The organism is Vibrio pelagius (assembly GCF_024347575.1).
In the GTDB taxonomy this organism is placed as follows: Bacteria; Pseudomonadota; Gammaproteobacteria; order Enterobacterales; family Vibrionaceae; genus Vibrio; species Vibrio pelagius.
Genome location: NZ_AP025504.1, coordinates 48334 through 69224 on the forward strand (window position 1 = coordinate 48334; position 20891 = coordinate 69224).

13 protein-coding genes are annotated in these 20891 nt (G+C 44.3%); 9 read left to right on the forward strand and 4 right to left on the reverse strand.

The window, feature by feature from the left end:
* Positions 1 to 235: 235 nt before the first annotated feature.
* Both vsple_RS14510 and vsple_RS14515 read right to left on the reverse strand, forming a co-directional pair.
* Complete coding sequence (locus vsple_RS14510) at positions 236 to 748, reverse strand: hypothetical protein (protein WP_261883622.1); 513 nt, start codon at positions 746 to 748, stop codon at positions 236 to 238.
* Positions 741 to 1406, reverse strand: a complete 666-nt coding sequence (locus vsple_RS14515) for a winged helix-turn-helix domain-containing protein (protein ID WP_261883623.1) — start codon at positions 1404 to 1406, stop codon at positions 741 to 743. The genes vsple_RS14510 and vsple_RS14515 overlap by 8 nt, the downstream gene beginning before the upstream one ends.
* A 456-nt stretch (positions 1407 to 1862) precedes the next feature.
* Between vsple_RS14515 and vsple_RS14520 the strand changes: the two genes are divergently transcribed.
* From vsple_RS14520 to vsple_RS14540, 5 genes are all read left to right on the forward strand, one after another.
* Complete coding sequence (locus tag vsple_RS14520; RefSeq protein WP_261883624.1) at positions 1863 to 4037, forward strand: alpha/beta fold hydrolase; 2175 nt, start codon at positions 1863 to 1865, stop codon at positions 4035 to 4037.
* Entirely contained in the window at positions 4030 to 5223 is a 1194-nt protein-coding gene (locus tag vsple_RS14525) for an outer membrane protein transport protein (protein ID WP_261883625.1), read from the forward strand. The genes vsple_RS14520 and vsple_RS14525 overlap by 8 nt, the downstream gene beginning before the upstream one ends.
* A gap of 231 nt (positions 5224 to 5454) precedes the next feature.
* Complete coding sequence (locus vsple_RS14530; RefSeq protein WP_261883626.1) at positions 5455 to 6717, forward strand: efflux RND transporter periplasmic adaptor subunit; 1263 nt, start codon at positions 5455 to 5457, stop codon at positions 6715 to 6717.
* The gene (locus vsple_RS14535; protein WP_261883627.1) at positions 6704 to 9781 is read left to right on the forward strand and encodes an efflux RND transporter permease subunit; all 3078 of its coding nucleotides are present in this window, start codon (positions 6704 to 6706) and stop codon (positions 9779 to 9781) included. Before vsple_RS14530 ends, vsple_RS14535 begins: the two co-directional genes overlap by 14 nt.
* 385 nt (positions 9782 to 10166) lie before the next feature.
* On the forward strand, positions 10167 to 11876 hold the full coding sequence (locus vsple_RS14540; RefSeq protein WP_261884032.1) for a methyl-accepting chemotaxis protein: 1710 nt from the start codon (positions 10167 to 10169) through the stop codon (positions 11874 to 11876).
* Between the two features lie 242 nt (positions 11877 to 12118).
* On the opposite strand, the gene vsple_RS14545 is transcribed toward vsple_RS14540, so the two are convergent.
* Positions 12119 to 12841: a GntR family transcriptional regulator gene (locus tag vsple_RS14545; RefSeq protein ID WP_032552648.1), complete on the reverse strand. Its 723-nt coding sequence runs from the start codon at positions 12839 to 12841 to the stop codon at positions 12119 to 12121.
* A gap of 312 nt (positions 12842 to 13153) precedes the next feature.
* Here vsple_RS14545 and mngA point away from each other — a divergent pair, with 312 nt between their 5' ends.
* The 4 genes from mngA to manA all read left to right on the forward strand — a co-directional run bounded on the left by mngA (position 13154) and on the right by manA (position 20336).
* Entirely contained in the window at positions 13154 to 15088 is a 1935-nt protein-coding gene (gene mngA, locus vsple_RS14550) for a PTS 2-O-a-mannosyl-D-glycerate transporter subunit IIABC (protein WP_261883628.1), read from the forward strand.
* A gap of 209 nt (positions 15089 to 15297) precedes the next feature.
* Positions 15298 to 17937, forward strand: a complete 2640-nt coding sequence (mngB, locus tag vsple_RS14555) for a mannosylglycerate hydrolase (protein ID WP_261883629.1) — start codon at positions 15298 to 15300, stop codon at positions 17935 to 17937.
* Positions 17938 to 17982: 45 nt separating this feature from the next.
* Positions 17983 to 19146: a glycerate kinase gene (locus vsple_RS14560; protein ID WP_261883630.1), complete on the forward strand. Its 1164-nt coding sequence runs from the start codon at positions 17983 to 17985 to the stop codon at positions 19144 to 19146.
* 2 nt (positions 19147 to 19148) lie between these two features.
* On the forward strand, positions 19149 to 20336 hold the full coding sequence (manA, locus tag vsple_RS14565) for a mannose-6-phosphate isomerase, class I (RefSeq protein ID WP_261883631.1): 1188 nt from the start codon (positions 19149 to 19151) through the stop codon (positions 20334 to 20336).
* A gap of 230 nt (positions 20337 to 20566) precedes the next feature.
* Here the strand turns inward: manA and vsple_RS14570 are convergent, their stop codons facing one another.
* Positions 20567 to 20857 carry a putative quinol monooxygenase gene (locus vsple_RS14570; protein ID WP_261883632.1) on the reverse strand — a complete coding sequence of 97 codons (291 nt, stop codon included), beginning with the start codon at positions 20855 to 20857 and terminating at the stop codon, positions 20567 to 20569.
* Between the last annotated feature and the right edge of the window lie 34 nt (positions 20858 to 20891).

Here is a 20891-nt window from a genome sequence, read left to right on the forward strand (position 1 = left end):
GTTGTTAATAGTGACTAAATTGTGTTGTTTAGATGTTAATAAAAGAAATCAGCGGCGAGTTAGAATATCGCACGGATCACCTTGTGTTGGAGATGTTGAGCACAGGTTGGAATTGTAACGTAGGAAAACGCGGTTGAGGTGTTTAAGGAAACTATAGGCTGAGTTGGTAAAAATGAACAAAAAAGGGGCGATAGCCCCTATGAATTTTAGTTATTTTCACTCACAATTTGCGATATTAATCTTTCGTTTCTGCCAGTTTAGGTACTTCATTTTTATAGTGTGGAAGGTCTCTACATGCGACTGATTTACACAGGTGCAGCATAGAGTTTGGTGTTATCAATAAAATCTCATCCTTACTGATTGGAATGTATGGCATGAAGTCTGACGACAAGACAGAGCCTTCGCTTATCATCACCTTTTCATAAAAATCAAGCTCACGCTCTGGAACAATTCGTTGATGCTGTTCTTCGTCCAAAGAAATATGCTTACTGGTAATGCTGTAAGTGCCTGATGATGTAAATCCCACTTCTCTATTTGTGACGTAAAGAAGGTCATAACTGTTATTCTGTTTAAATTCAATATTAATTGAAGAGGCATTATAGATGATATCATTGGGCGGCATAATAACATTGACTGGGTTAGCCAAATAATGGCCTTCCAGCTTAAAGCTAGTAAATATTGTCGCCAGCCAACCTAGCAAGATACCCAATAATGCTACGAATACAATTAGCGTGTTATTTTTACTCACACTCTACTCCTGTAAATTCGTTCGGAAAGCTAAGCGACTTACCCGTATGGTCAATAATGATATTTTTATCCTCATATTCATACATGGTGACATTATACAGCTCTTTAAATTTTATATGATCACTGGTAATTCTACAGGTCAGGTAGTGCGATGTAGTCACGATTTTAGATACCGAGACTTTTTCAAAGTAGGTGAAGCCTAAATAGGATAGGACAGTACTCATGATCAAAACCAACGTGATTGGAATTATCTTAATAGGTGTTGGTTTTGGTTGTACTTCCTGCTCTTCTAATGGTTCGATTTTATGCGTTTCATCCCTTTTAACTTCAATTTTCCCTTCAACGACTCGCCCACAAAATCGATAACCTTTGCCGCGCTCAGTCACAATTAAAAGTCCAGGTTTGTCTTCAAGTGCTTTTCGGCACAGAGAGATGGTTTGCATCAAACTGCCGTCTTCTACATAGATGCCTTTCGATTCCCAGACTTGCTCAATAAGAGCTTGGCGGGTGATCACTTGGTTGGGATTTTTAAAGAAAAACTTGAGCAGCTCAACCTCATTGGAGCCTAAGGTAAAGGTTCGCCCTGTTTTGAGGTGGTGAATTTCATACTCTTTTAAATCAACTTGTATCTCATCATTGATAGTGAATTCAGAGGACATACTTTATCTCATTTAATAAACGCCTTTACTGAAATATAACAAAAGGCAGCACATATATAAACAGAGCATGTTTGGCGATCAAAAAACTCTAAGTTACCGATATATTTTGGCTTTTTGTGTAATTGATGTTCTCTGATAAACATTTTTGAACTTGTTTGAGGTTGTTTAAGGTGCCTAAAAAGGAGGCGTGTTGGATCATTTGGACGTGAAGCTGATTTAGTAGGTCTGATTGAGCATTCAAGGCTATTACGTAGTTTCATCGGCGTCGCAAGTTGAATAGTGATTATGTTGAGGTTGTTATCGGGTGGTCGTGAATTGACACAACCACCTTTAGTTATCGACTCGATTTACCCATTCATCGCTGACAACAAATTGGAGAGCTAGACTCGGCTCCAAATTCAACCATGAACCGACGTATCGATATCGAGCACGAAGATGCTTAAATGAGGAGATGCTTTGTCTAAATTTAAAAAATCACATCTATGCGGGTTAATCGCATTGGCGCTAATTGGCTGTCAATCTGACGAGAGCACGACACAAGAACCTGTGTCTGTTTTTGTTCCATATAATATTCAAGAGTTGCCGAAACCAAACGATGGTTATGGCTATGATAACGACGGCACGATTACAGGTAGCGGGGAGAGAAAAGCTCTTTTAGCTTTGAATGGCGAAGAATATTACCAAGACTACAACAATTCATATTCTGCCATAGATGGTTGGGGTTTATGTGCCGAACCTATTTTAATTCCTTTGCAGAGCATTAATTCTGATAAGCGATTTCCATTAGATGCGAATAGCCTAGAAGGAAACGTGGTGTTAATGGATGATTCTGGTCAGGAAGTGGATACACAAATATCAGCAGACGGAAGCAACATTAAAATAGAGTGTGAGGCTAGCTTAAAGCCTAGCCAATTATATTATATTGTTGTAATTGATGCTGTTAAAACAGAATTTGGTGAACCGCTTCAAGCTGACGACAGTTTTAAAGATATTCTTTATGGCTTGGTACCGCAAAATGTAAACCAAAATATAGAACTTCAAGAACAAGTATTAAAAGCCATCTCTTTATATCAAGGGGAAGGCAATCCTGTGTATGCGGCTCAATTTAAAACTCAGAGCGCGTATTCAACGCTGGATGCGATGAGAAATAATCATATGTATGAAAATACGAGGTTTATTTCGCTAAAGTTAACAGTAGTCCAAGATAATGATGAAAAATACGATCTCTATAAAAATACTTTGGAGATCCCATTCTACTTGCCTTTTACGGAGTCTAGAGAAGTTGAATGTAGGCTTAGTGAGTTCGACCCTATTGAGTCTTGCCCACCGCTGTATGAATGGATGAAAACGGCATCGGGTGGTTTTCCTACCATATCGGATCCGCTACCAGAAGTTGTAGAGACTCAGAGGATCACCACTGATATTTATACTCCAGCAGGTTGGGATGGCGTTAGTCAGTTACCAACAGTCGTTTTCATTCACGGTGTCACCGCGGACAAGTCTGCTGCTTCATTAATGGCGCGCGATTATACGGAAAAAGGCTACGCCGTAGTTGCTATCGACATGCCATATCATGGTGAGCGTGTTCGTTTCGATATTGAAGATAATGAAATCAGTGCGCGTGCAAATAAATCTTTCTTCATCAATATCGACTCACCATTGGCGTTGCGCTCCAACTTGCTGCAATCAGTTTCGGATTTCTTAGGCTTACGATATGCGTTGAACGACGCGCCATGGGTCAACAAAGACCAAATCCACCTAGTTGGACATTCGCTTGGTGGGATTATGTCGGTGATGGTGAGCGAGTTCAGCCAGGTCAGCGCAGACTTTCACGACAACTCAGACTTTTCTTTTAATACCGTGAATTTTGTTGTTCCGGGGCAAGGGTTAACCAACCTAGTACTCTCTTCTCAGACTTTAGGCCCTGAAATGTCTGAAGCGGTGAAAAAGTCACCGGATGTACAGCGAAGCATTGCTGAAACTGTCATTCCTGATGTGTGTACTCAAGAAGCAAGCAACCAAGTTTGTATTGAAGCGTTAAGAGAGTTTGTCGCTGCATCAGAAGAGAACGCGATTACGGTCAGTCAGCTAGAAGACGACATCTTTGATTTGATCGTAACTGATCTCAAACAAGGTGTGCAGATGACGATTGATGGGGCAGAGCCTGCAAGCTTTACGTCAAGACAGTTAGAGAACCAACAACCAACTCTGCTGCTAGCTGCTGTAGGTAGTTGTGGTGAAACTTGCGATGTAGGCGAAGATTATGTGCCAGACAGTGTGGTTCCGAACTTTGCTCCCGACAATATTCGCACCGGTACAGATCCTCTTATTAAGGCGCTTGGGTTGACACAGATTGTTGGTTCGACGCCAGTACCTTTGCAATCTCTTGAACAGACGCGAGGTGTCATTCGCGCAACCACAGGTGGACACGGGACTTATCTGTTCCCGTATGAGGGCACTATGGATGAATCAGGTTTGCCTGGGCTACCCGGCCATGGAGAGCTTTCATATGTATGGGATGCAACTAACACCCAACAAGTAGCCGTAGCATCAATGGTCGTGACAGACGGTCATGCGATTGAAATTGACAATGTAGAACACATCGAAACGGAGGTAGCAGACAATGAATAATCGAGTTCTGATTACCTCTACCGTTGCGTTACTGCCTTGTTTTACACAGGCCGCGGGTTTCCAATTGAATGCACAGTCCGCTACCGGCCTAGGTCGAGCTTTTTCTGGAGATGCGGTGATAGCGGATAGTGCGGCGGTTGTATCTAAAAACAGCGCAGCGATGGCATATATTGACGAGCCAATGTTATCGGTTGGTGCAGTTTTTATCGATAGTGAGATTGATGTTTCTAACGTGAGTTACACGCCAATCGTTGGTGATACTGAAATACTAGAGGACCAATCTCTTGTCCAGGGTACTTTGGTTCCTAACTTTCATTACGTACATCCACTTGGTGAAAGTAAGTTCACTCTCGGCGCTACGGTACATTCGAACTTTGGAACGAACGTCGAGTTTGATGACTCATTTGCTGCGAGTGAGTTTGGCGGAAAAACTACGCTAACCAGTGTCAACCTAGGTCTAGCTATTGCTTACGAACTGTCAGACAAAATCAATATTGGAGGTGGCATCGATGTTATTTACGGTGAAGGTGAAATTTACCGTAAGGGTCTGGTTGATATTGATGCGAACGGTGTCGGTCTCGGCGCAAACCTTGGTGTGACTTATCAGCTCAATGACAATCATCGCTTTGGTTTAGCTTATCGCTATAGCCCAGATATCGAGGTAGAAGGCACGATTACGAAAGGTGGTGTACCTGCGGACAAAATGAATGTCCCTCTACCAGACACAATCGAGTTCTCTGGATGGCACAAGCTTAACGAATCGTGGGCAGCACACTACAGTATTCAATGGGTCAACTGGTCGGAATTTGACTCTTTGACATCCGACTCTTACGAAAGCTCCATTAAAGAGTACCAATGGGAAGATGCGGGGCATATTTCAGTCGGTACAACTTACACAGCTTCGAGCCATTTAACTTTGCGTACTGGCTACATGTACGACGCGTCACCGACGGACAGCCTGACGTCTTTATCGATTCCAGACGTCAATCGTAACTGGTTAACCGTGGGAGGCAGCTATGCAATGACTCAAAACAGCAGTATCGATCTTGGTGTCGGAATTGTGATGGGTGAGAGCGATGATGTCGATGAGAGTTTAACAACGATACCAGGAACTCAGAGCAACATTACTGCTGATGTCAGTGCCGACGCACTATCAGTAGGTATACAGTATCAATATCGTTTTTAGTGTAATTCGAAAAAGCTAGCGTCTCACATTTTAAATACAACAGGGCTCAATAGTGACGTTGAGCCTTTTCTCTCCACAACTGGCTGTTATTAGCATTGAATTTAATAGCAGGAAGCTAGTTCAGTTAAAGATAGCTGATACCAATCGTAGTAAGTCACTGCTCATTTACTTACTGGGATTGGTATAACAATTTAGCGCACTCATTATTGAGCACGCTCTATGGTTACTGTAATGAAATTGACCCTAATTAGTAAAACAATTGCTTATACACTTCTTACACTCGCTGCGCCTTCTGCATTCGCTGAGAATACAGATCAAGTACCCGTTACCGTGGAACAGGCGACGACCCAAGTTTTTACCTCATCAATTAACGAGGTAGGTAAGATCCGTGCCACTGACTCCGCCGCATTGACATTCAGTGCATCAGAAAAGCTTCTCAAAATTCACTTTAAAGACGGCGATTTTGTAAAAAAGGGGGATGTCATCGCACAGCTTGATGACACCACAGCGAAAGCGGATCTAGATAAAGCGAAGAGTTCATTGGCGTTGGCGAAATCAAAGCTCAAACGTGTTCAAGAACTCCTTAAAAAGCAGCCTGATTCAATGTCTCAACAAGATGTTGAAGAGCTAAAGGAGCAGGCGAATTTAGCCGCCGCAGATTTCCGTCAAAAAAAGGCGTTAATGAACAATTATGTGTTGATTGCTCCGTTTGATGGTCAGCTTACTAACTTTAGCCACTCTGTAGGAAGTCGAATCGATAGTTCTAACGTGTTGGTGAGTTTGATCAAACTTGATCCTGTTGAGGTTCAATACTCAATTGGACAGTCCGACCTAGGTTCAGCGAAGCTAGGTCAAGATGTATCGATTGAAGTCGATTCTTTTGCTGGCGAAACGTTTAAAGGGGTTGTGGACTATATTGCACCAGCCGTTGATGAGAGCTCTGGTCGTGTCGAGATTCACGCTCACATTAAGAACCCAGAACATCGCCTTGTTCCAGGTATGTTCGCTAAACTGAGCCAAGTGACGAGCGATGAGGAGCCGGAGTTAGTGATTTCTCAAAACGCCGTTCTAGCGAAAGACAACACCCGTTTTGTTTGGGTCGTGAATGGCGAGACGATTGAACAAAGAGTGGTTGAATTGGGAGTTAACACCAACGACGGCCACGTTGTGATTGAAGACGGACTGCTGCTAGGTGAAAAGATCGTTGTTACTGGTCAACAGAATCTTAAACAGAGTTCTCTGGTTAAAGTCATCAACACTGCACCAACGGAAGCGGAACCAACAACCTCTGTAAATGTACACGGCGGGCCGACAGCTTATTTACTTCATGAGCCCGAAAACACGTCATCGGCAAAAAAGGGTTCGGAAGGCAACTCTTTAGAAACCTATCAACAAGCAACGACAGAATCAGTCATTTTAGATTCAAACAACGAAAACTCACCACAAAGCAGCACGGAAGCGACAACAGTAGGAGTGAACAATGAAGCTTCCTGAGATTTGCATTAAGCATCCAGTGTTTGCATCTGTGCTTAGCATCGCCATAGTATTGATTGGTTTACTCTCTTTTCAAAAGTTATCTATTCAATACTTCCCCGAACATAAAACGCCATCGGCCACGGTGACTGCCGCGATCAACGGTGCCAGCGCAGAGTTCATGTCACGTAACGTAGCTGACAAGCTTATTACTGCTGCAACGGGGCTTGATAGCGTAAAAACCATGACGACAGACTGCCAAGAGGGTACCTGCAGCTTGAAGATAATGTTCGAAGATGACGTTGATGAGGTCGAATACACCGGCTTGATGAACAATCTACGCAGTAGTGTTGAAGCGATTGGCGATTTTCCGCCGAGCATGACCGATCAACCAACCGTGACGGATGACTCTTCTGATACTAGCACGCCGAGCAATGTGATTACCTTTATTAACTCGGGCAATATGTCTAAGCAGGAGATGTTTGATTACATCAGCCAGCAAGTTGTGCCTCAGTTTAAGCATATTCAAGGTGTGGGGGGCGTATGGGGTCCATATGGTGGCAGTTCAAAAGCAGTGCGTGTTTGGTTACAACCGGATCGTATGATGGCGCTGAATATCAGTGCGTCTGATGTTGTAAGTACACTGAGCTCGTACAATGCAACCTTTACTGCGGGGACGATTAAAGGTCAGGTTCGCGATTTCTCTATTAACCCCGTAAACCAAGTCACCAGCGTTGAAGATGTTCGTGATCTTGTTATCCGAGTCGATAATGGCAAGATCATCCGTGTGGGCGACATAGCCGACGTACAAATGGGTGAAGAGAGCCTAGCGCCAAGTATCCTTCGCGTTGATGACAAGTTAGCGATGTCTATTCAAGTACTGCCACTTAAGAGTGAGAACCCAGTTACGGTGGCAGACAGAGTGAAATTACAAAGTGAAGACATTCAGTCTCAGTTGCCAGAAGGCATCGAGATGAAGATGGTCTATAACCAAGCAGATTTCATCAAAGCAGCAATCGATCAGGGCTTCATGACGTTAGTCGAGGCGGTTGTTCTAGTATCAGCGGTGGTGATCATCTTCTTGGGTTCTTTCCGAGTCGCTTCGATTCCTATTATCACGATTCCGGTGTGTGTAATCGGTGTATTTGCCGTGATGTGGGGATTGGGTTTTAGTATCAACGTTCTCACCATATTGGCGATCATTCTCGCGATTGGCTTAGTTGTGGATGATGCGATTGTAGTTGCGGAAAACTGTTATCGTCATATCGAAGAGGGCGAGACACCACTGAATGCGGCGTTGAAAGGGAGCCGTGAGATTGTGTTCCCTGTGATTGCGATGACGCTGACGTTAGCCGTGGTTTATCTACCTATCGGTTTGATGGCGGGCCTGACGGCTGACTTGTTCAAACAGTTCGCTTTCACCTTAGCTGCGGCCGTGATCATTTCAGGTTTTGTGGCGTTGACCCTATCGCCAATGATGAGTGCCTACCTAATGAAGCCGGTGTCTACACCTGCCAAATGGTACTCTGTTGTCGATTCAAAACTGAACAATTTGTCAGACCGTTACAGCGCAGAGTTGAACAAATGGTTTGAACGTAAAGTGCTGATGACCGGAATAGCGTTGGTCATGGTGGCCTTGTCAGCGGTCGCTGTATGGAAAATGCCTCAGGTATTACTACCGACTGAAGATACTGGCTTTGTTGAAGTAACATCAACACCACCAACCGGTGTGGGTCGTCAGTATCATCTAGACAACAACAAGCAACTCAATTCGGTGTTTAAAGGCAATGATGCGATTGAAGCGAACCTGTCTTACATTGAGGGCACACCAACCAACCACGTATTGCTAAAACCATGGGGTGATCGAGATAAGTCGGCAGACGAACTTCTGAACGAGTTTATTGCCGATGCCAAGAACAGTGTTTCTGCTTATGGTATGTCTTTTAAAGTGCGCACTGCTGACAATCTAAATATCGCGACCAATATGGTACTCGAACTGACGACGGTGAATCGAGATATCAATGCGTTATCTGAAACGGCACATAAAGTGGTTGAAGCATTAGAAAGCTACGAAGGCGTGACCAATGTGCGTAACTCAATGTTACGGGATCAGCTGCGTTATGATCTTTCCATTGATCGCAATGCGATTGTTCTGTCTGGTGTGGATTATGGCAATGTAACCAATGCACTCTCGACTTTCTTAGGCTCCGTGAAAGCGGCTGACCTTCAAGCTGACGATGGTTATACCTATCCAATCCAAGTGCAGGTTAACCTAAACGCTTTAGGTGACTTCAAGGTGTTGGATAAGCTTTATGTCGATTCAGAATCTGGTCAGCGACTGCCACTGTCTCAGTTTGTATCGATCAAACAAGTGACATCTGAATCGAGCTTTAAAACCTTTATGGGTCAGTACAGCGCGGAAATTACCGCTGATTTAATGCCTGGCTTTACCTCGAGTGATGTTAAAGCTTACGTCGACCGAGTCGTACCAGAGTTGCTCGAAGATGCTCAGAGTTATGAATTCAACGGCATTGTAAAAGATCTTGTGGATTCAAGTGCTGGGGCGCAGATGCTATTCGTGTTAGCCCTAGTGTTCATCTTCCTAATCTTAGCGGCGCAGTTCGAGAGTTTTGTTGATCCGATGATCATCTTGCTTACGGTTCCACTGTGTATTGTTGGTGCGGTATTGACCTTGTCGATATTTGGTCAGAGCTTAAATATCTACTCTAAGATCGGGTTGTTGACCTTGGTCGGTCTGGTGACCAAACACGGTATCTTGCTGGTGGAATTTGCCAACGAGCAGCGTAAGAAAGGTGCGACGGCGAAACAAGCGGCAATGGTGAGCGCACGCTCTCGACTGAGACCGATTCTGATGACGTCCCTGACGATGATCCTTGGTTCATTACCATTGGCATTGGCGGAAGGACCGGGCTCACTGGGTCGTATTAATATTGGACTAGTATTAGTTGGTGGTTTAACCGTGGGGACTTTCTTCTCATTGTTCCTGGTTCCGGTGGCATATGTAGGAATGGCAAATTTGAAACCTGCGGACACTCTCTCCAGGTTGAGAACGAAAGCAGCTTAACTTAGACGTTTTTAAATGATGCGCAGGTGAGATTGAGTAGAACATAATTTCACCTGCGCTTTTTTTATACCAAATTTCACGCTTTAAGCACGGTCTTGTTTCATTTTTGAGATTTTTGCTAATAAATCCCTCTACATTTCATAATTATGACACTCTGTCATAAAAATGTAGCAATAGACCTGTAGTCACTGATTCTCGATCACTCTCTCATTTATTTAATTTTTGAAAATTCACTGTCTGTTAACATATAAGACTGTGTTACAGGTCTCGTTTATGACCCAACCTTGTTGATAGAGTTCTCACTAAGGGTCGTTATTTACATCAGATGTTTTATATGAATATTAAAAATAAACTATTTTCATTGGGTCTATTCTCAATTTTAGGGATGGTATCTCTACTATTTACCACCTCCCATTTTACAAAAACCGGTGAGCAGCTTCATGAAGCAACATTGATCACTAAAGATTTAGAAGTTCGTTTGCTTAACTTGCGTCGAAACGAGAAAGATTTCCTTCTCCGAAGCGATATTAAGTACTTAGACAAGTTTGAAAACAACTACCGTCAGTTTCAGGACCTAGAATCCGAGTTGGCGGGTGTTCTTGAAGATTTAAGTCTCGCGAATACAGCGCAGCTAAGACAGGACATCTCCGACTACCATAAGAGCTTTACGGAGCTTGTCGGCGCGTACCAAGTTTTGGGTCTATCAGATGATGAAGGCTTATTGGGTCAATTCCACGAAGACTTGGCCGTGAGCTTTGAAAGAGCTTCAGACGAAGAGAGGCTTGCTATGTACCAATTCAATGAGTTGGTTGAACAGGGCAACCTTGATTTGAGCTTACTCTCTAATGCTCAGGTAAGCTTCTTAAACTCAGCTCAGCAGGTTGTAGATCAGAGAGTTAAAATTGGCCTAAAGCACAATGAAGGTTTACTAGGCGAGGCGCGCTCTGCTTCTCATAAGGTAGAAACGCAGTTTAAAGAGTTTTCATCACTGCTCAAAGATACTACTGCTGAACAGCTAGACAGGTTGAACCTTATAAACAAAGTATTAAGCGGCACGTTGCTCGTCATTATTGTTGTGTTGAGTTGGGTGATCGTTCGTTCTATTGTTGGCCGTATTGACTCTCTGTTGTCTGTTATTCGCCGTATTGTGGATTCGAACGACGTTTCGATTCGCTCAGAGTTGAAAGGGCACGATGAGCTAGGTTCACTGGGTGAATATTTTAATCAGTTGTTGGATCAGCTAGAGAAGCTTATCTCGGCATCTCAGAAGAAGTCTCAGCAGCTCACTTCAAGCACATCAAATATGCATAATGAACTGGAATCAGTGATTAAGCAGTTTGACGTTCAAGCAAACCACACGAGTGAAATGACAGTATCAGTTCAAGAGATGGTGCAAACGATTGGTGAGATCTCTGAAAGTACCGCGATTGCAGCTGAAGGCGTTCAAAAAGCGCGTCTTAATGCAGATAAAGGTCGTGAAGTTGTGGTTGAGACTATCAACAATATCACACAGCTGTCTGAACGTCTGTCGAGCAGCCAAGACTCTATTAGCTCATTGAACCACCATGTCGACCAGATTGGTGATGCGGTTAACATCATCCAAGGTATCGCTGAGCAGACTAACTTGCTAGCACTTAATGCGGCAATTGAAGCTGCACGTGCAGGTGAACAAGGTCGAGGCTTCGCCGTTGTAGCAGATGAGGTTCGAGCTCTAGCAAGTCGTACTCACCAATCAACGACAGAAATTACCAACGTGGTGTCTGCGATCCAAAGTCAAATGGAAGCTTCTATGGCGGAAATTGGTGAGTGTAACTCTCAAGGCCAACGCACGTTGAGCGACTCTGAATCATTGGATTCAAGCCTACAGCTGATTTTAAGTGATATGGAAGATATTCAAGGCAACTCAGAGCGCATAGCTTCTGCAATTGAAGAGCAAGGTGCGGTAATGGCCCAGGTGAGCGACTCCATTACTGAACTCGGCACTATTTCTAAGCAGAATACGGCTTCCGCTCAACACTGCTTGGTGGAGGTTGATAAAGTCGCAGCACAGGCGAATGAGATGGACAGTGCAGTGGCGCAGTTCAAAACATCATAAACTATGACAGTCAAAGCATTTACGAGTTAGAGCCATTGTTTGCGAAACCTCTTTAATGTTGAAGAAAAGACAAAGGCGCACAATTAAACGCGCCTTTTTGGTTCAACAAGGATCGTTTAGGCGATTTTAGAAAAGGAAGCAGCAGGAATTAGGCGGATGTTGCTATCTAAGCGTTAATAAAAACGAAAAGAGCCCACGAATCGATCGAGAGCTCATTTTTATTAAGGTACAGCTACAGCTTACTATGCTTGACGCTGTCTCTTCGCAACTAAAGTAAAGCGGTAGTCGTTGGAAGTAAAGTAGTTACGACTGTATTCAAATACTGTGTCGTCAGCCAAATAGCCACGAGTTCGTTTTTCAATGATCGGTTGTGCTGGATCGATCCCGAGTTGTTCGGCCACATCGGCTGGAGGTAAAACCGGGACCAGCTCTTGTTCACTGCGATCGATCACCATTCCCTTTGTTTTCTCGATGAAGTCATATTTCGACTTCTGCATTACCTGATAGGTGAGGTCTGGGAATAAGTTAACTGGCAGCCAAGTTTCTTCAACAGTAATTGGGCTATTATCCATATGACGAACACGTTTTACATAGAACACCATCTCACCCTCACCGATGTCTAAATGTTCAGACATGGCGAGCGAACACGGCTTTATCTCAAATGCGAGTACATCACTGTGAGTCACTACATCTAAGTGAGCCCATTTCTCTTGGAAGCTTGATTGTTGATAGATGTCGTAATTGATCTTGTTCTCTTTAACGTAAGTACCGCTACCTTGAACACTTTCTAATTCGTCATTCTCGATCAGCAACTTCAATGCTTGTCTTACGGTTACACGACTAACAGAAAATACTTCCCTGAGCTGCGCCTCGGTTGGCAATGCTTCGCCAACTTTGTATTCACCAGATTTGATTTTGTCTCGGATTGCATCGGCGATTTTGCGATACATCGGGAGTCTTGCCATTTTTGCCTCATTAATCGCTAGGGCGACTAGACTTAAATAATTTGTTGTTAAATGCCGTAATTTGACGGTACCCAATAATCTTGAATCACGTTAGGGTGATAATCGTATGGGTGTCTGTAGTGCTTATAATACAAATTAAATGGTACATCTCAAGCTTTCTCGTACATTCGAAAGATATCTTTAAAATACAAATTAAATACAAATTTGCGTTCATGAGATCGTGATCACGGATCATATGTCTCTAAGTTGTATTATTGTCATCGTCGGCAGGGAGAACTGTCGCACTAATCCGTGACAATGGGACAGAAGGTTATGAAACTTACAACTCTAACTAACAAGTCGCTCGTAAATCTGCAAACTACGTTTAGCAGCCGAGAAGAAGCGATTAATGCACTGGCTGAGCAACTGGATCAGCAAGGTAAACTATATGACAAACAGCTGTATCTAGATGCTGTATTTGCGCGTGAAGCTCAAGGCCCAACAGCACTTGGTGAAGGCCTTGCAGTACCGCATGGTAAGACTGACGCGGTTAAAGAAGCAGGTTTTGCCGTTGCAACACTTAAGCAAGACATGAAATGGAAAGGCCTTGATGAAGACGAAGATGTGAATCTAATCTTCTTGATCGCGATTCCAAATGCAGAAGCGGGCTCTACCCACATGCATCTGCTGACTGAATTGACCACAACGCTTGTTGATGATGATGTTCGCGAAGCCGTATTGAAAGCGACCACTGCTGAAGAGATTTTCGCGCTATTAGATGGTGAAAATCAAACGGAAGAAAAACAAGACAACTTAGATACAAATGCGCCAACAATTGTATGTGTTACTGCTTGTCCTGCGGGCATCGCTCATACCTATATGGCTGCTGAGTATTTGGAAAAAGCGGGTAAGAAGCTGGGTTACAACGTTCATGTTGAGAAGCAGGGCGCTAATGGTATCGAAGACCGCTTAACTGCTGACCAGCTTAATAATGCCGTTGCTTGTGTCTTCGCAGCCGAAGTCGCAATCAAAGAGCTTGATCGCTTTAACGGTATCCCACGAGTAGAAACTCCGGTAGCAGAGCCGATTAAACACGCTGAGCGCATTTTAAATGACGCGATTGATGAATCTAAAAATGGCAATGGCGCTGATCGCACCGTGGCAACAGATGATAAGCCGAAGAAATTGCCACTTAAAACTGAGCTCAAGCAAGCGCTTCTTTCAGGTATCTCTTACGCTGTTCCCCTAATCGTTGCTGGTGGTACTGTTCTGGCAGTCGCTGTTCTTATCGCTCAAATTTTTGACCTGCAAGAGCTGTACGCAACCAAAGACTCTTGGTTATGGATGTACCGCAAATTAGGTGGTGGCTTGTTAGGTACATTGATGGTACCAGTACTAGCAGCTTACACAGCATACTCCCTAGCAGATAAACCTGCATTAGGCCCGGGTTTCGCAGCGGGTATCGCGGCTAACCTCATCGGTTCAGGTTTCCTTGGTGGTGTTGTTGGTGGTTTGATTGCCGGTTACGTTATGCGCTGGGTGAAAGAAAATGTTCGCCTAAGCCCTGCATTCAACGGCTTTCTGACCTTCTACCTATACCCGGTGATCGGCACATTAGTGGCGGGCTCTTTGATGCTCTTTGTTATCGGTAAACCGGTAGCATTGCTCAACCAAGGTTTGACTGATTGGCTAAACGGCATGTCGGGTACTAACGCTCTACTACTAGGCGCAATCATCGGTCTATTCGTATCGTTCGACTTGGGCGGCCCAGTTAACAAAGCGGCTTACGCATTCTGTTTAGGTGCGATGGCAAACGGTGTTTATGGTCCTTATGCAATTTTCGGCTCGGTTAAGATGGTATCTGCGTTCACGGTAACAGCATCTACTCTTATTGCTCCGCGTCTGTTTAAAGATTTCGAGATTGAAACAGGTAAGTCTACTTGGTTACTTGGTCTAGCGGGTATTACAGAAGGTGCGATTCCAATGGCGATTGAAGATCCAATCCGTGTTATCGGCTCGTTCCTACTGGGTTCTGTCGTTACAGGTGCAATGATTGGTGCGGCAGGTATCGGTCTATCAACCCCGGGTGCAGGTATCTTCTCTATCTTCCTACTTCATGACGCTGGTTTAGGTGCATTCTCTGCCGCAGCAATTTGGTTCGGCGCAGCACTTATCGGTACGATTATTTCAACAATTACTCTTCTGGTATGGCGAGGCCACGCTGTAAAAAAGGGTAAGTTTGAAGTGCAAACCGCAGCACAAAACTAACTAAATTCTGAGTTAACTCCTTAACTCACTCAATAAATATAACGAACAACACTGGCTGTCCTAATTTCTGTGCTCCTAACGTTTTATTCACACAGAATCTGGGCGTGGATTCTTGCACCCTAAATTTAGTGGCAGCCAGTTTTAACCCCTTGAAAATTTTAAAAATTAGCGGTTTTGAGTGTCGAATCCGCAAACTTAGGTAAATCACTATGACTACATCACGCGTTCATATTACTCCACACATGCACTGGGATCGTGAATGGTATTTCACTACTGAAGAGTCGCGCATTCTTCTCGTGAACAACATGGAAGAGATCATGCAGCGTCTTGAGAACGACCCAGAGTACAAGTACTACGTACTCGATGGTCAAACAGCGGTGCTGGAAGATTACTTTGCTATCAAGCCAGAGAATAAAGCGCGCGTAAAAGCACTGGCAGAAGCAGGTAAGTTGATCGTGGGCCCTTGGTACTCTCAGACTGACACTATGCAAGTTTCAGGTGAGTCTATCGTTCGTAACATGATGTATGGACTACGTGATTGCCTAGAACTAGGTGAGCCAATGAAGATCGGTTATCTACCGGATTCATTCTCAATGAGCTCGCAATTGCCTATGATCTACAATGGCTTTGATATTGATACTGCTATGTTCTGGCGCGGCTGTTCTGAGCGTCACGGTACCAATAAGACAGAATTTCTGTGGCAATCAAACGATGGCTCAGAAGTGATGGCGCAAGTGCTTCCTTTGGGATACGCAATTGGTAAATATCTGCCTCAAGACGAAGAAGGCCTGCGTGCGCGTTTAGACAAATACTTCCCAGTATTAGAGAAGCCATCGGTAACGAAAGACATCTTATTGCCAAACGGTCACGACCAGATGCCTATTCAAAAAGACATCTTTGAAGTAATGGATAAGCTGCGTGAAGTCTACCCGGATCGCGAGTTCATGATGAGCCGCTTTGAAGAGGTATTCGATCGCATCCGTGAAGAGCGTGACAACCTAGATATCATCAAAGGTGAATTTAATGACGGCAAGTACATGCGTGTTCACCGCACGATCTCTTCAACTCGTATGGACATCAAACTGATTCATGCTGAAGTTGAGAACAAGATAGTGAATATCCTCGAGCCACTAGCATCAATCGCATGGTCACTGGGCTTTGAATACCACCACGGCCTTATCGAGAAAATGTGGAAAGAGAGCATGAAGAACCACGCTCATGACTCGATTGGTTGCTGTTGTTCAGACAAAGTACACGCTGAGATCCTAAACCGCTACATCCTAGCGGACGACATGGCATCAAACCTAATCAACTTCTACAAACGTAAGATTGTTGACCACATGCCTGCACGTGAAGGTTGCGACAAGTTGGCGTTCTTCAACTTGTCTCCTTATGAGCGTGAAGAGGTTATCAATACAACGATTACGATTCGCGCAAACGAGTTCAATATCTTTGATGAAAATGGCAACCAAGTTGAATACTACATTCAAGATCAACATGTGATTGACCCAGGCAAGATCGACCGTCAGATCGTTCACTACGGAAACTACGACCCGTTCATTGAATATGACATTCAAATTAAACGTGCTGTACCAGCAATGGGTTACACCACGCTACATATCGAAGGCAATACAAAGGGCAGCAACATCGTTGCTGAGCAAAAAGATTACCTACTAGAGAACGAATTCTACCGCATCAATGTCAACGACAACGGCACGCTATCGGTTTTCGACAAAGAAACAGAGATGTTGTTTGACCAAGTACTTCGCGTAGAAGACGGTTCAGACGATGGTGATGAGTACGATTACTCGCCATCTCGCCAAGAATGGCTGCTGTATTCAGATGAGTTCAAAGCAGAAACCAGCATTAAACACGAAGGTTTCCAATCTGTAGCAACTATCAAACTACGCATGAACGTGCCCGCGAACCTACAAGAGCGTGAAGAGCGCACTGGCCAAAACGGCTTCGTCGATGTTGATTGCCAAGTAGTATTGAAACAAGGCTCTCGCCGTATTGAAGTTCGTATGGAACTAGATAACCAAGCGGATGATCACCGTGTTCGTGTTCTAGTACCAACGCCATTCGTTTCTGAAAATGTCGTTGCTGATAACCAGTTCGGCTTGATTACTCGCCCAACGAACGATCCAGCAATGGCGGTTTGGGAAGAAGAGAAATGGAAGGAAGCGCCAGTACCGGTTTACCAACTAATGAACTTCGCTGCTGTTGAAAACACCACGGGTGGTATGGCGTTGATGACCAATGGTCTACGTGAGTTTGAAGTTATCTCAAGCAAAGGCAATGAAGAGCGCGATACATTTGCTCTAACTCTACTGCGCGGTGTTGGCGTACTGGGTAAAGAAGAGCTTCTGCTTCGCCCTGGTCGTCCTTCAGGCATCAAGATCCCAACACCAGATTCACAAACACGCGGCAAAATCGTATGTGAGTTTGCGCTGTTTGGCTTCGCGGGGAACCACATCGATGCAAACATCATGGCGGAAGCTCGTGACAATGTCACACCTATCGAGTGCTACAACAAGATTCCATACAACGCGATGAAGCTAAACGTTGGCGAACAGGATAAGCCTTTGACGTACTCACTACTAAGCAAAGAGCAAAAGGGCGCGGTGTTGAGTGTACTTAAGAAAGCTGAAGACGAAGATGCGTTGATTCTCCGTGTTTACAACCCTGCCGAATCGGGTGAAGTAGAAGACAAGATTGAGTTTACTCAACCTGTGACTTCTTGGCTTGAAACGAGTATGGACGAACGAGTTCGCGATACTCAAGTGGAAGCTCAAACCTTTGGCTCTCTAAAAGCCTGTCAGGCGAAATCATTCCAAGTGAAATTCTAACTTAAGGTACTCCGCCCAGGTGTTGGGCGGAGTAGGTGAACGACGATGAAAATTGTTATTGCTCCTGATTCATTCAAAGAATCCCTAACAGCAAAGCAGGTATGTGAAAGCATTGAGGCTGGGTTTCGCCAAGTATTTCCTTGTGCAGAGTATGTTCACTTACCGTTAGCTGATGGTGGAGAAGGAACGGTTGATGTTCTGTTGCAAGGGCTTGAAGGTGAGTTGCACATATCAACAGTAACGGGACCACTCGGCGAACCTGTTCAAGCAAGCTGGGCGTTACTTAATGGTGACAAGTCAAACGGAGAGAAAACAGCACTGATTGAATTCGCTGCTGCTTCAGGTCTTGACCTCATTACACCACAGCAGCGAGACGTTCAGCGAGCAACCAGCTTTGGTACAGGGGAACTGATCAAACAAGCATTAGATTGTGGTGTAGATAAGATCTTACTTGGCTTAGGTGGTAGTGCCACGAATGATGCGGGGGCGGGTATCGTTCAAGCATTAGGGGCGAGATTACTGGATACGAACGGTTGTGAATTACAACCGGGTGGTGCTGCGTTGAGTGATATCGCAAAGATAGATCTTTCAAACCTTCACCCTCGCTGTAGCACGGTTGAGTTTATCGTTGCTTGCGACGTAGATAATCCATTGACTGGCCCTAATGGAGCAAGCCACGTCTTTGGACCGCAGAAAGGAGCAACAGCGGAACTTGTCGAAACGTTGGATGCAGCCATTGAACAGTTTGCTTTGGTTGTGAAATCAGAGAGTGGGAAAGATCATCGTGAGCGTATGGGATTTGGAGCCGCTGGTGGCGCACCTCTAGGGCTATCTTTGCTGTTTGATATTCACATCAAACAGGGCATTGAGATGGTTTTGGACACGCTAAATGCTGACAAAGTGCTCGAAGATACAGACCTTGTTATTACTGGGGAAGGCCAAATGGATAATCAAACCTTACAAGGTAAGACGCCATTTGGAATCGCCAGACGCGCGCAAAGTAGATGCATTCCGACGATCGGTATTGCTGGCTCATTAGGTCAAGAAATCGATGAGTTATACCAAGTCATCAACAGCACCTTTGGCACTGTACGTTCACCGCAACCTTTAGAACAAGTTTTATCAGAAGCGAGTCGCAACCTAACTCGCACTGCCCGCAACATCGCAGCCACGCTCAAGCTTGGCAGCCAGATTTTTAATGAGAAGTAATTATGTCTCTATTTAAACTCGACAATGTTATTCAAAACTACGCATGGGGCAGTAAAGACTCCATTAATCAATTGTTTGGTATTGTAAATCCTAATCAAGAACCACAAGCTGAGATCTGGATGGGAGCTCACCCAAATGGTTGTTCGAAGGTCGATGACACAGGGGAAGCTCTCTCTCACGTGATTGATGAGAATAAGATTGATGTCTTAGGTGGGTACACCGCAGCTCGATTTGGTGAGTTACCTTTCCTATTTAAGGTGCTGGCTGCGGAAACACCCTTGTCTATTCAAGTTCACCCAAACAAGCGTAAATCTGAAATAGGCTTCGAGCGTGAGAATGCACTGGGTATTCCACTGAATGCGGCTAACCGTAACTACAAAGATCCAAACCACAAACCTGAGTTGGTTTATGCACTGACGTTTTACAAGGCGATGAATGGATTCAGACCGATTGAGGACATTATTGCTCTGTTTGAAGAGGCTGATATTCCGTCGCTAGCGATTGAGTTAAACGTTCTTAAAACCAATGCCGACAGCGATTCATTGAAAGCATTCTTTACCGCGATCATGTCGTTAGAAGGTGAAAAGAAAGAAACGGCGTTACAGGAATTGTACGCGGCACATCGACGTCCGGCTAAGACGGTAATGGGCCGAGAAGCTTTGCAATACAGCCAAGACTTTAAACAGCACTACCCAGGAGACATCGGTTTGTTTGCGCCATTGATGTTAAACACGGTTGAACTTGCACCGGGCGAAGCTATGTTTTTGTTTGCGGAAACACCGCACGCTTATGTTCAGGGTACTGGTTTAGAGATCATGGCTAGCTCCGACAATGTTCTGCGGGCAGGTTTAACGCCAAAGTATATTGATGTGCCAGAGCTGATTGACAACACTATTTTTGAGCCTATCAAGCCGCAAGACATCCGCCTCAAGCCAGTGCTAAAAGAGGGCAAAATGAGTTATCCAATTCCAGTGGATGATTTTGGTTTTGATATATTATCTGCTACAGATGAAAGTAAATCTCAGTATCTTCGTAGCGCGGAAATCCTGTTCTGTGTGGAAGGGGAAGCGACGGTGACTTCAGAAGGGCAAAGCATCACATTGAAGCCGGGAGAGTCGGTTTTTGTGAGTAACAATTCAAGTGTTTACCAATATCAAGGGAATGGTATCTTGGCTCGTGCTTTCAACTAATGCCCCCGTGTTAGCTAAAAAGCAATGAGATATCAGAGCGTTATTTAGTCATAGTTACGCTCAATATGGGTTTGATGGTTGCAATAGAGCTGTTATAAGCAGTCACAAAGTTTGACCATGCCCGCCGTAGTTGGCGGGTTTTTTCGTTATGAATAAAAATCACAAGTCCTTAAAACGACAAAACCCCGTCATAGGGACAGGGCATTCTAAAGTCGTGGGACGTTGGGTGTTTAAGCGACGTGCGTCATTTTATTGATAACAAATGACTCAACGAAACCTTCCGTCGCTGCAAGGTAATCTGCGATATGTTGGCTGTCTAAATGCTGTTCTAGTAGAGCTTCAGATTCCCAATTTTCGTGAAAAACGAAGTAAGCAGGGTTGTCGTTGTCTTGATGTAGATCGTAACTGATACAACCTTCTTCTACGCGAGTTGGCTCGATTAATTTGATCAGTTCAGATTTAACTAGGTCGATGCGGTCTTGTTTTGCGGTGATAGTTGCAATAATAGTTAGCTTGCTCATTCTTTTTTCCTTGGTATTTCACTCGGTAAGTGCA